The organism is Caulobacter sp. UC70_42 (assembly GCF_044056025.1).
In the GTDB taxonomy this organism is placed as follows: domain Bacteria; phylum Pseudomonadota; class Alphaproteobacteria; order Caulobacterales; family Caulobacteraceae; genus Caulobacter.
Map to the genome: position 1 here is coordinate 1,117,312 of NZ_CP171994.1, position 12,263 is coordinate 1,129,574.

Below are 12,263 nucleotides of genomic sequence, written 5' to 3' on the forward strand. Positions count from 1 at the left end.
GCCGAAAGGCTCCCCGGTTTCCCGGAGAGCCTCCCGATCGTCCGCCGATCTTTGGACGATCAGAACTCTTCCCAATCCTCGCTGACCGCCACGGCGGCCGAACCGCGCCCTGGGCGAGCCGTGACCGCCGGTCGCGCGGGCGCGGGCCGGGCTGCAGGCCGAGCCTGGGCCTGAGCCGGCGGACGATAGGTCGTTTGAGCCGGACGCGACGTGGCCGGGGCGGCGCTCTCGGCCACGCGGAAGCGGCCAACCAGCTCCATCAGGGCCTTGGCCTCGTTCTTCAGCGAGTGCGAGGCGGCGGTGGCCTCCTCGACCATGGCGGCGTTCTGCTGGACGACCTGGTCCATCTGGTTCACCGCGCCGTTGACCTCGTTGAGGCCCGTGGCCTGCTCGGTGGTCGAGGCCGAGATCTCTTTCATCAGCGCGTCGATCGAGGCGACCTGCTCGACGATGCGGCTAAGCGCCTCGCCGGTCTGGCCGACCAGGTCCACGCCCGTCTCGACCTGCTGGGTCGAGGTCGAGATCAGGGTCTTGATCTCCTTGGCGGCGTCGGCCGAGCGCTGGGCCAAGGCCCGCACTTCCTGGGCGACGACCGCGAAAACCGCGGCCGGCTTCACCCGCGCGAGCGGCCTCGACGCCGGCGTTCAGGGCCAGAAGATTGGTCTGGAAGGCGATCTCGTCGATCACCCCGATGATCTGGCTGACCTGATTGGACGAGGTCTCGATCTCGGTCATGGCCGCGACGGCCTGGCCGACGATCCGGCCCGAGCGTTCGGCGTCCGACCGGGCGTTGGCCACGACCTGCGAGGCCTCCTTGGCGCCCGAGGCGGTCTTGCGGACCGTCGCGGTGATCTGGTCCAAGGCGGCGGCGGTCTCTTCCAGACTCGCGGCCTGCTGTTCCGTCCGGCGCGAAAGATTGTCAGAGGCTTCGGCGATCTCGTCGGCGCCGCTGTTGACGCCGCCGGTAGCCATGTTGATCGACTGGATCGCCTGCTGCATGCGGTCGGCGGCCGCGTTGAAGTTGGCCTTGAGGCTTTCGGCCTTGGGATCGAAGGTCGTGGTGATGCGGTGGGTCAGATCGCCGCCGGCCATGTGGTCCAGAGCCTCGTTGAGGGCGGCGATGGCGATGGCGTCGTTGCGGGCGATCTCGGCCTTCTCGGCCTCGTTGGCGGCGCGCTCGTTGTCGGCGGCCCGGCGATGCTCGGCGGCGGCGGCCTCGATGCGGACCTTCTCGGCCTCGGAATCCTTGAAGTAGGCGACGGCGGCGGCCATTTGGCCGATCTCGTCCTTGCGGCCCTGGGCCGGCACCTCGACCGTGCTGTCGCCCGAGGCGAGCCGGCGCATGGCGTTGGTCATGGCGGTGACGGGCGCCGCGATGGCGCCGGTCAGCAGCAGGCCGCCGGCGATGGCGATGCCGGCCGTGATCAGGATGCCGATGGCCAGGGCCAGGGTCGATTCCAGCGAGGCCTTCTTCTGGGCGGCGGCCTCCGTCGCCAGTTCGGCCTCGGCGTTCTTGGTGATGGCTTCGATGGCGTTTTCGACCGGCTCGACCGCCTTGTCGGCGACGCCGTCGTTGCGCACAAGCTCGACCGCCTGAGGACGAGTGGCCGGATCTGCGCCCAGCCGCTCGCCCGGCTCGATGGCCATCTTGCGATAGTTGGCGTAGGCGGCGTCGACGGCGGCGATGCGGGCCAGGTCTTCCTGGTCGCCGGCGGCCAGGGTGCGCATCTCGTCCAGCGCCTTCAGGAACTTCGGCTTGTGCGCCTCTTCCAGGCGCTGGACGTAGTAGTTGTCGCCCGACAGCAGGAAGCCGCGCAGCGAATTCTCCTGACGGGTCAGGCGGAAGGCCGCCGTATCCGCCTGGCGCAGCATCTCATAGGCGCGCTCGGTGCGTTCCACGGAATGAGCGAGGGCGACCTTGTTGGCGTAGAGGGACACGCCCATCACAACGATGGTCGTGAGCATGACAGCGAACACCGCCATCAGCTTGTGCGGAATTTTCAGATCGCCAAAAGACACCGGCCGGGCTCCTCGAAATGGGGCGGCGACCGCTAAACCTCAGATAACGCTACTCTTTGAAACTGCACTACGGTTCGCGGGCGTCACGGATAGCAGTGAGCCCGGAACCCTTGCTGGGGCATTAACCGTCGCGTGGCGGAATGTCGCACAAACGACCATTTCGCCCTCATTTTGATCAGTGAGCCTCATCCCAGTTGAGCGCGGCGCGAGCCTCGACCGTAAGCGGCACCGACAGGGCCACCGCCGGCTCGGCGGCCTTTTCCATGACCTCGCTGATCACCGCGCAGGCGCGGTCGGCTTCCGCCTCGGGCGCTTCGAAGACCAGTTCGTCGTGCACCTGCAGCAGCATCCGCGCCTCGAGACCAGCCGCCTCGAGGGCGGCGGGCATACGGATCATGGCCCGGCGCATGACGTCGGCGGCCGCCCCCTGGATCGGCGCGTTGATCGCCGCGCGCTCGGCGAACTGTCGCTGGCCGACCGATTTGGACTGAATCTCCGGGATGTTGATCTTGCGGCCGAAGATGGTCGAGACGTAGCCGTGCTCGCGCACGAAGGCCTTGGTCGCGTCCATATAGGCCTGAATACCCGGAAAGCGCTCGAAATAGGTCTTGATATAGGCCCCGGCCTCGCCCTGGCCGATGCCCAACTGGTTGGCGAGACCGAAGGCGCTGATGCCGTAGACGATGCCGAAATTGATCGCCTTGGCCCGGCGGCGGATCATGGGATCCATGCCCTCGATCGGCGTGTCGAACATCTCCGAGGCCGTCATGGCGTGGATGTCCAGGCCCTGCTGGAACGCCTTTTTCAGCTGCGGAATGTCGCCGATATGGGCCAGGAGGCGCAGCTCGATCTGGCTGTAGTCGGCGCTGATCAGCACCTTGCCCGGCGGCGCGATGAACGCCTTGCGGATCTTGCGGCCTTCCTCGGTGCGGACCGGGATGTTCTGCAGGTTCGGGTCGGACGAGGACAGGCGGCCCGTCGTCGTGGCCGCCAGGGCGTAGGAGGTGTGGACCCGTCCCGTGGACTCGGCGATCGCGGCGACCAGGTTCTCGGTGTAGGTGCCCTTCAGCTTGGAGAGCTGGCGCCAGTCGAGCAGGACACGCGGCAGTTCGTGCTCAAGCGCCAGGCTCTCCAGCACGTCGCTGTCGGTCGACCATTGGCCGGTGGCGGTCTTCTTGCCGCCCTTCATGCTCATCTCGCCGAACAGCACGTCGCCGATCTGCTTGGGGCTGCCCAGGTTGAAGGGCCGGCCGACGATCTCCTGGGCGCGCGCCTCGAACTTGGCCATGCGCAGCGAGAACTCGTTGGAGAGCAGGCGCAGCGCCTCGGGATCGACCTTGACCCCGTTGTTCTCCATCATCGCCAGCACCGCCGGCAGCGGCCGTTCCAGCGTCTCGTAGACGGTCGCCAGGCCCCCGCGGGCCAGGCGCGGCTTCAGCGTCTGCCAAAGGCGCAGGGTGACGTCGGCGTCCTCGGCGGCATAGGCGGTCGCCTCGTTCAGCCCCACATGCTTGAAGCTGATCTGGGCCTTGCCCGTCCCGGCCACCTGCTTGAACGGGATCGGCTTGTAACCCAGGTGCAGCTCCGACAGTTCGTCCATGCCGTGGCCATGCAGGCCCGCCTCCAGCACGTAGGAGATCAGCATGGTGTCGTCGATCGGCGCGACCTGGATCCCATGGCGGGCCAGGACGGCGATGTCGTACTTGGCGTTCTGCGCCACCTTCAGCACCGCCGGATCCTCCAGCAGCGGCTTCAGGGTCGCGATGACCTCCTCCAGCGGGATCTGCACCAGGTCGGCGGCGGCTTCCAGCGCCAGGCCGTCCTTCTCGCAGTGGCCGACCGGGATATAGCAGGCCTCGCCGGCGTTGATGGCCAGGGACACGCCGCACAGACCGGCCGTGGCCGACGACAGGGCGTCGGTTTCGGTGTCGAAGGCCACCACGCCCTTGGCCGTGGCCTTGGCGACCCAGGCCTTCAGGGTGTCGAGATCCTGGATGCGGACATAGGACGCATGGTCGATGCTGATCGGCTCGGCCACCGCGCTGGCGGCGGCGCGCGCGGCCGCGCCCATGTACGACACCGTGCTGACCGGCGCCTTGGGCTGGGCCGGCGCCCGCTCGAGCGTGCCCGGCGCCGCGGCGGCCGAGCCGTCGCCGACCCGGCGAGCCAGGGTGCGGAACTCCATCTGTTCGAGGAAGGCCGCCAGGACCTCCTTGTCCGGCTCGCGCACGGTCAGCTCGTCCAGCGGCTGGGGCAGCGGCGTGTCGCAGTCCAGCTTGACCAGGGCTCGCGACAGGCGGATCTGGTCGGCGAATTCGATCAGGGTCTCGCGGCGCTTGGGCTGCTTGATCTCGCCGGCCCGGGCCAGCAGCGTGTCGAGGTCGCCATATTCGGTGATCAGCTGAGCAGCGGTCTTGATCCCGATCCCCGGCGCGCCCGGGACGTTGTCGACGCTGTCGCCGCACAGGGCCTGAACGTCGACGACCTTGTCCGGATAGACGCCGAACTTCTCGAACACCTGCTCGCGCTCGATCCGCACGCCCTTCATCGGGTCGAACATCGAGACGCCGTCGCCGACCAGCTGCATCAGGTCCTTGTCGGACGAGACGATCACCGCCTCGCCGCCGATCTCGCGGGCCTTGCAGGCATAGGCGGCGATCAGGTCGTCGGCCTCGTAGCCGGGCAGCTCGATGGCCGGCACGCCGAACGCCCGAGTGGCCTCGCGCACCAGCGGGAACTGCGGGATCAGGTCTTCCGGCGGCGGCGGACGGTGAGCCTTGTACTTGTCGTAGAGGGTGTTGCGGAACGTCTTCTCGGAGTGGTCCCAGATCACCGCCAGATGGGTGGGCGTGTCGCCCTGCATGTCGCGCATCAGCTTCCACAGCATGTTGCAGAAGCCCTGGACGGCGCCTACCGGCAGGCCGTCGCTCTTGCGGGTCAGCGGCGGCAGGGCGTGATAGGCGCGGAACAGATAGGCCGAGCCGTCGACCAGGAAGAGCCGGACGGCGGGGCCGTCCTGGGTCAGATCGGAAACGTTCGGAAGCGGGGGCGCGGCGGCGTCGGTCATGGCCGGCAACATAGGGGGCGCGAGGGGCGTCGGGAACCCTCTGGCGGCGCGCAAATGGATCGCTTAGGCTCCACCTAAGGTCGAGCCGCGAAGGGGTCGTGCGCCGGCTGGTTCCAGGGGTTTCCCGTGTCGCGCTCCCTCCTGCTGGCCATGCTCACGGCCGGCCTTTTCGCCACCGCCCTGTCGACGGTCGCCCTGGCCCAGGCCGAAGACGACGCCCCGCCCTCGGGCTGGCGGCCGAACTTCGTCACCCGCGTGCCCCAGGGCAAGATGAAGGCCGCCTTCCCCAAGGGCGCGACCGTCACCGGCAAGGCCATGCTGGGCTGCGTCGCCGACAAGGGCGGACGCCTGGTCGACTGCAAGGTGCTGCGCGAGGATCCCGTCGGCCAGGGCTTCGGCGAAGCCGCCCTGTCGGTGGTCGGCTATGAGCGGATCGCGACGAAGGACGCCCAGGGCGCCTCGGTCGAGGGCCGGCCGGTCCGCACCACCTTGGAGTTCCTGGCCCCCGGCGACGCCAATCCGGACTGGGTCCGCAAGCCCAACGGCGCCGAGATCGCCAATGTCTTCCCCAAGAAGGCGCTGGACAGGCGCGTCGGCGGCAAGGCCACGATCCGCTGCAAGGCCACGGTCGAGGGTTTTCTCGAGGCCTGCCGGGTGCTGTCGGAATCGCCCCAAGGCATGGACTTCGGCGGCGCCGGTCTGCAGCTGGCGCCGCAGTTTCGGATGTCGCCCAAGATCCGCGGCGGCCGCGCCGTGGCGGGCGGCGAGGTCACCATCCCGATCACCTGGGAGGAGCCGCGCGGCGCCGCGCCGATCAACACTACCTCCATCGTGCTGGACCCGCCCTGGAGCCGCGTCCCCACCCAGGCCGAGCTCGCCGCCGCCTGGCCCAAGGCCGCGGCCGGCGAGCCGTTCGGTCAGGCCGCCCTGCGTTGCGTCCTCATGAAGACCGGCCAGCTGCGCAGCTGCGACGTGATCTCCGAAAACCCGCGCGGCAAGGGCTTCGGCAAGGCCGCCCAGGACCTCTCGAAACTGTTCATGGTCAATATCGGTCCGGCCGACGCCAAGACCTTCAAGGACTACAAGATCGACCTGCCCTTCCGCTTCCGTGATCCGGCGGCGCCCGAGGCCCGCAAGCTGACCAAGCCGCGTTGGATCCGCACCCTGTCGGCCGAGGGCATGGCGGAGGTCTATCCGCAAGCGGCCGCGAAGGCGGGAGTCGCCTCGGGACTGGGCGCGGCGACGTGCGCGGTCACCGCCACCGGCGAGCTGGCCGACTGCAAGCCCGCGCGCGAGACCCCGGCCGGCCTCGGCTTCGGCGCGGCCGCGGTCGAGGCGGTCAAGCTCATGCGCATGAACCCCTGGACGCGGGAAGGCGACACCGTCGACGGCCTGACCGTCACCATCCCGGTGCAGTTCACCCTGGACGTGAAGGCCCAGGACGAGCCCGCCGCTCCGGCTGGCAAGCCGGGCTGATCGCCCCGCCAGCTTTCCTCGCCTTGCGCGCCGGGACCATGAAGCGTACGGGAACCTCGCTCCGCGCGGTACGCGGGCACAGTTTCAGGAGAGCGCGATGGGTTACCGGGTCGCCGTGGTCGGCGCGACGGGCAATGTGGGCCGCGAGATGTTCAACATCCTCGAGGAAGTCAAATTCCCCGTGGACAAGATGCACGCCATCGCCAGCCGCAAATCCATCGGCGTCGAAGTCTCGTTCGGCAGCCAGATCCTGCACTGCGAGGACCTGGAGACGTTCGACTTCTCGACGGTCGACATCGTGCTGATGAGCGCCGGCGGCGCGATCTCCAAGGCCTGGGGCGAGAAGATCGGCGCGGCCGGTCCGATCGTCATCGACAACAGCAGCCACTTCCGGATGGATCCGGACGTGCCGCTGGTGGTGCCGGAAGTGAACCCGAACGCCGTCGACAAGCTGCCGAAGAACATCATCGCCAACCCCAACTGCTCGACCGCGCAGCTGGTGGTGGTGCTGGCCCCCCTGCACGCCGAAGCCAAGATCAAGCGCGTCGTCGTCTCGACCTACCAGTCGGTGTCGGGCGCGGGCAAGGAAGGCATGGACGAGCTGTGGGACCAGACCAAGGGCGTCTTCGTCCTGGGCGCGCCGCCGCCCAAGAAGTTCACCAAGCAGATCGCCTTCAACGTCATCCCGCACATCGATGTGTTCATGGAGGACGGCTATACGAAGGAAGAGTGGAAGATGATGATGGAGACCAAGAAGATCTTGGATCCGTCCATCAAGCTGACCGCCACCTGCGTGCGCGTGCCCGTCATGGTTGGCCACGCCGAAGCCGTGAACATCGAGTTCGAGACCCCGCTGGACGAGGACGACGTCCGCGAGATCCTGCGCGACGCCGAGGGCGTGGAAGTCATCGATAAGCGCGAGGACGGCGGCTACATGACGCCGAAGGAAAGCGCCGGCGAATTCCCGGTCTACGTCTCGCGCATCCGAACCGACCCGACGGTGGAGAACGGCATCGCCCTGTGGTGCGTGGCGGACAATCTGCGCAAGGGCGCGGCGCTGAACGCCGTACAGATCGCCCAGCTCCTGCACGACAAGGGCCTGATCAAGCAGAAGACCCCAGCCTAAGCCGCGATCCGCAATAAGCGGGTGGAAATCAGGGCTCCCGGGGCAGACCTCCCGGGAGCCCTTTTCATTTCCGCGTTCAGAAGGACGACGCCATGTCGGCGAGCGTGAACCAACCCCACGCCGAAAGTCGCCCGGCCTATGTCGCCGGCGTCGGCTGTTACGCGCTCTGGGGCTTCCTGCCCCTCTACTTCCACCTGCTGTCGAACCTGGGCGCCACCTCCTGGGAGATGATCGCCCACCGGACGCTGTGGTCGGTCCTGTGGGCCGGCGGCCTCGTCTTGATCGCCAGGCAGGGCGGCCAGGTGGCCCAGGTGCTGCGCCAGCCGCGCACGCTGGGGATGCTGCTGCTGTCGACGGCGGCGATCTTCGGCAACTGGACGATCTACGTCTTCGCGGTGAACGCCGGCCACGTGATCGAGGCCAGCCTCGGCTATTACATCAACCCGCTGATGAACATGGCCGCCGGCGCCCTGCTGTTCCGCGAGCGCATGACCGGCGAGGGCAAGGTCGCCATCGGCTTCGCGGCCGTCGGCGTCGCCATCCAGACGATCGCCCTGGGCCACCTGCCGATCGTGTCGTTGGGCCTGGCCGCCACCTTCTGCGCCTACGCCATCCTGCGCAAACAGGTGAAGGCCGACGCCCAGACGGGCCTGTTCATCGAATGCGCCTATCTGGCGCTGCCGGGCCTGGCCTATGTGCTGTATTTGCAATCGACGGGACAGGGCCATTTCGGCCACGGCGCCGCCGTCACGGGCCTGTTGGCCCTGGCCGGTCCGGCCACGGTCATCCCCCTGGCCCTGTTCGCCTGGTCGGCCCGCCGCCTGCCGCTCAGCGCCGTGGGCTTCCTGCAGTTCATCGCCCCAACGCTCCAGTTCCTGCTGGGCGTGGCGTTCGGCGAGGCGTTCACGCCGCTGCGGGCGCTGTCGTTCGTGTTCATCTGGCTGGGCGTGGCGACCTTCGCCTATGGAGCCTGGAAAAGGACCAGGGCGCTCGCCTAGAGCGAGGCGTAGGCCGCCTCGATCAGGCGCACGGCGCGGGGATCGCCGATCAGGGCGGAGCCCTGCTTGTTCATCACATAGGCCCCGGAGACGCCCCGCGTCGGGTCGGCGAAGGCGCACGAGCCGCCCCAGCCCGAGTGGCCGAAAGCGTCCGGCGTCGGGCCGTAGAACATGTTCGGCGTGTTGCGCATGAAGCCCGCGCCCCAGCTGATCACGTAGGGCAGGACCAGATCCTGGCCGACAATGCGCTGGGCGCTGGCGGCCTTGATCCCGGCCGGGGTGATGATCGAGCGGCCGCCCAGGGTTCCGTCGGTGGCCAGGGCGCTCATCAGCCGGGCCAGGGCCTGCGCGGTGGCGTGGCCGTTGGCCGAGGGGATCTCGACCCGCCGCCACTCGGCCGCGCCGCGCCCGCCCGGCGAGGACCAGGGCTTGAGGAAGGCGGCGGTCACGGCGGCGTTGATCTCGCCGAACTTGGGCAGGGCCGTCGGACGCATCAGGTCGGCGACGCGGCCGTGCTCGCTGTCGGGCAGGCCGATCCAGAGATCCAGGCCCAGCGGGGCGCAGATGTCCTCCCGCAGCGCCGTCCCCATGGTCCTGCCGTCGACGCGGCGGAAGATCTCGCCGGCGATGTAGCCGTAGGTGACCGGGTGATAGCCGCTGGCCGAGCCGATCGGGAACAGCGGGGCCATGGCCGCCAGCTTGGCGCAGGTGGCGTCCCAGTCGAACCAGATGGCCGGATCGGTCTCGTCCGGAAAGCCCGACAGGCCGGCCTGGTGCGACAGGGCCTGCTCGACCGTGACCTCGCCCTTGCCCGCTTGCGCGAACTCCGGCCAGACGTCGGCGACGGGCTGGTCGTAGGCCAGGCGCCCCTCGTCCACCAGACGCGCGACCATCAGGGCCGCCACGGCCTTGGTCGTCGAGAAGAGCGCCGTCAGGGTGTCGGGACCGAAGGCGACCTCGCGCTTGCGGTCGGCGAAGCCGCCCATCAGGTCGACGACGATCTCGCCATCGACCGCGAACGAAAAGCGCGCGCCCAGCTCGCCATGGTCGGCGAAATTGGCTTCGAACGCCTCGCGCACCCGGGCGAAGCGATCAGGGCAGAGGCCGGTGATTTCGCCCATCATCCTAAGCCAGCCGTTCGATGCGGACCGTCGGCGAGGTCTGCTTGATCCGCGCGCCCATGGCCACGATCGGCAGCTCGGGCGCATTCCAGATGTTGGCCGCGGTGACCGTCTCGGCCACCCCGCCGACGGCGCGGGCCAGGCCGTAGGAGAAGGTCTGCCCCTCCAGGATCGAGGCGGCATAGAGGGCGGTCAGCAGGTCGCCCGTGCCGTTGGGCGAACGCTCGGCCTTGGCGTGGGCGGCCAGCCAGGCTTCCTTCCTGTCGGCCAGCACCGCGCCGATCTCGGTCCCGCGATGCACGGACGAAACCAGGGTGGTCTTGCCCAGCAGGCGCGCGGCGCGCATGGCCGCCTGGGGGTCGCGGGTGTCCGTGCCGGTCAGCTTCTGCAGCTCCCAGCTGTTGCAGGCCACGACGTCGGCGCGCGGGATCAGGTCGGCGATGATGGCGTCGGCGGTCTCGGCCGGAATGTAGAGGCCCTTGCCGGCGTCGCCCATGGTCGGGTCGACGACAACGGTCGGCCGCCGGGTCGCCGCGCCGTTCGGACGGGGCGACTCGCGCACGGCGTCGATGACCCGGGCGGCGGCCCGCGCCTGGGCGGCGGTGGCGAAGTAGCCGGTGATCACGAGATCGACGAGGCCGAACAGCCCGTTGGCCTCGATGCCGTCCATCATGCCCTCGAACACCTCGATCGGCACGGGCGCTCCACCGGGAATGCCCCAGCCGGGATGGCGGCCGTACAGCACGGTCGGCACGACCATCGAGTCGATGCGGAACTGCGCCAGGGCGGTGGCTTGCGCCGTCGCGCCCACCTGGCTGCCGGCGACGTGGCTGGAGATGATCAAGGCTAACGGCATGGCAAAGCGATTAGCCGAGCAAGGCGGACTTGAATAGGGCGTCCCGGCCCGAGACCCAAAAGAAAAGGCCCACCGTCACCGGCGGGCCTTTCTTCTTGGTTTCAAAAGATTTCCGCAGCGGAAACTGGCGCCGCGGGTGTCGCTATTAATAGCGATAGTGGTCCGGCTTGAACGGACCCTTTTCCGGCACGCCGATATAGTCGGCCTGATCCTTGCGCAGGGTCGACAGCTTCGCGCCCAGCTTTTCCAGGTGCAGGAAGGCGACCTTCTCGTCCAGGTGCTTGGGCAGGGTGTAGACTTGGTTCTGGTAGGCGTCCTTGTTCGTCCAGAGCTCGATCTGAGCCAGCGTCTGGTTGGTGAACGAGGCCGACATCACGAACGAGGGGTGGCCCGTGGCGTTGCCCAGGTTCACCAGACGGCCTTCCGACAGGACGATGATCTTCTTGCCGTCCGGGAATTCCACGTGGTGGACCTGCGGCTTGATCTCGTCCCACTTGAAGTTGCGCAGGCCGGCGATCTGAATTTCCGAAGTCGAAGTGACCGATGTTGCAGACGATGGCGTTGTTCTTCATCCGGCGCATGTCGTCGACCGTGATGACGTCCTTGTTGCCCGTCGCCGTGACGAAGATGTCGGCCTTGTCGGCGACGTCCTGCAGGGTCTGGACCTCATAGCCTTCCATCGCCGCCTGCAGGGCGCAGATCGGGTCGATTTCGGTGACGATCACGCGGGCGCCGCCTTGGCGCAGCGAGGCGGCCGAGCCCTTGCCCACGTCGCCGTAGCCGCAGACCACCGCGACCTTGCCCGACAGCATGACGTCGGTGCCGCGACGGATGGCGTCGACCAGCGATTCACGGCAGCCGTACAGGTTGTCGAACTTCGACTTGGTGACGCTGTCGTTGACGTTGATGGCCGGGAACGGCAGGTCGCCCTTGGCGGCCATCTGGTACAGACGGTGCACGCCCGTGGTGGTCTCTTCCGACACGCCGCCGACGGCCGCGCGGATGGCCGAGTAGAAGCCCGGCTTCTCGGCCAGGTACTTCTTCATCACGGCGAACAGGGCTTCTTCTTCCTCGTTCTGCGGGTTGTTCAGGATCGACGGATCCTTCTCGGCCTTCGGGCCCAGCACGCAGAGCAGGGTAGCGTCGCCGCCGTCGTCGAGGATCAGGTTCGGGTAGCCGCCGTCGTGCCACTCGAAGATCTTGTGGGCGTATTCCCAGTACTCGACCAGGTTTTCACCCTTGAAGGCGAACACCGGCACGCCCGAGGCGGCGATGGCGGCGGCGGCGTGGTCCTGGGTCGAGAAGATGTTGCACGACGCCCAGCGGACCTCGGCGCCCAGCGCCGTCAGGGTCTCGATCAGCACGGCGGTCTGGATGGTCATGTGCAGGCTGCCGGCGATGCGGGCGCCCTTCAGGACCTGGGCCGGGCCGTACTCGGCGCGCGTGGCCATCAGGCCCGGCATCTCGGTCTCGGCGATGGCGATTTCCTTGCGGCCGAAATCGGCGAGCGAGATGTCCTTGACGATATAGTCGGCCACGGTCGGGCTCCTGCGGTCGGGTGAGATCTTGCGGGGCTTATAGCGCGCCCGACCCTTCCTAG

At 68.2% G+C, this 12,263-nt stretch carries 6 protein-coding genes and 2 pseudogenes; 3 read left to right on the plus strand and 5 right to left on the minus strand.

Annotation, left to right across the window (positions count from 1 at the left end; genetic code table 11):
* Positions 1-59: 59 nt before the first annotated feature.
* Both ACHMW8_RS05845 and polA read right to left on the minus strand, forming a co-directional pair.
* A pseudogene (locus ACHMW8_RS05845) lies at positions 60-2,019 on the minus strand (methyl-accepting chemotaxis protein).
* A 175-nt stretch (positions 2,020-2,194) separates the two neighbouring features.
* A complete protein-coding gene (polA, locus tag ACHMW8_RS05850; protein ID WP_395445014.1) occupies positions 2,195-5,086 on the minus strand; it encodes a DNA polymerase I in 2,892 nt (963 codons plus the stop codon).
* A 126-nt stretch (positions 5,087-5,212) separates the two neighbouring features.
* Here polA and ACHMW8_RS05855 point away from each other — a divergent pair, with 126 nt between their 5' ends.
* From ACHMW8_RS05855 to rarD, 3 genes are all read left to right on the plus strand, one after another.
* On the plus strand, positions 5,213-6,562 hold the full coding sequence (locus ACHMW8_RS05855; RefSeq protein WP_395445015.1) for a hypothetical protein: 1,350 nt from the start codon (positions 5,213-5,215) through the stop codon (positions 6,560-6,562).
* Between the two features lie 97 nt (positions 6,563-6,659).
* Positions 6,660-7,688, plus strand: a complete 1,029-nt coding sequence (locus tag ACHMW8_RS05860) for an aspartate-semialdehyde dehydrogenase (RefSeq protein WP_395445016.1) — start codon at positions 6,660-6,662, stop codon at positions 7,686-7,688.
* A 92-nt stretch (positions 7,689-7,780) separates the two neighbouring features.
* Entirely contained in the window at positions 7,781-8,686 is a 906-nt protein-coding gene (rarD, locus tag ACHMW8_RS05865; protein WP_395445017.1) for an EamA family transporter RarD, read from the plus strand.
* Here rarD and ACHMW8_RS05870 read toward each other — a convergent pair.
* From ACHMW8_RS05870 to ahcY, 3 genes and pseudogenes are all read right to left on the minus strand, one after another.
* Positions 8,683-9,807, minus strand: a complete 1,125-nt coding sequence (locus ACHMW8_RS05870) for a serine hydrolase domain-containing protein (RefSeq protein WP_395445906.1) — start codon at positions 9,805-9,807, stop codon at positions 8,683-8,685. The two genes, rarD and ACHMW8_RS05870, sit on opposite strands and share 4 nt — an antisense overlap.
* A 4-nt stretch (positions 9,808-9,811) precedes the next feature.
* Positions 9,812-10,663, minus strand: coding sequence for a bifunctional hydroxymethylpyrimidine kinase/phosphomethylpyrimidine kinase (locus tag ACHMW8_RS05875; RefSeq protein WP_395445018.1), 852 nt, complete (start codon positions 10,661-10,663; stop codon positions 9,812-9,814).
* Between the two features lie 145 nt (positions 10,664-10,808).
* A pseudogene (ahcY, locus tag ACHMW8_RS05880) lies at positions 10,809-12,201 on the minus strand (adenosylhomocysteinase).
* Between the last annotated feature and the right edge of the window lie 62 nt (positions 12,202-12,263).

Excerpts from the sequence above, each read along its gene's own strand:
- polA (WP_395445014.1), bottom strand. The coding sequence starts at position 5,086 with ATGACCGACGCCGCCGCGCCCCCGCTTCCGAACGTTTCCGATCTGACC.
- ACHMW8_RS05860 (WP_395445016.1), top strand. The coding sequence starts at position 6,660 with ATGGGTTACCGGGTCGCCGTGGTCGGCGCGACGGGCAATGTGGGCCGC.
- rarD (WP_395445017.1), top strand. The coding sequence starts at position 7,781 with ATGTCGGCGAGCGTGAACCAACCCCACGCCGAAAGTCGCCCGGCCTAT.
- ACHMW8_RS05870 (WP_395445906.1), bottom strand. The coding sequence starts at position 9,807 with ATGGGCGAAATCACCGGCCTCTGCCCTGATCGCTTCGCCCGGGTGCGC.
- ACHMW8_RS05875 (WP_395445018.1), bottom strand. The coding sequence starts at position 10,663 with ATGCCGTTAGCCTTGATCATCTCCAGCCACGTCGCCGGCAGCCAGGTG.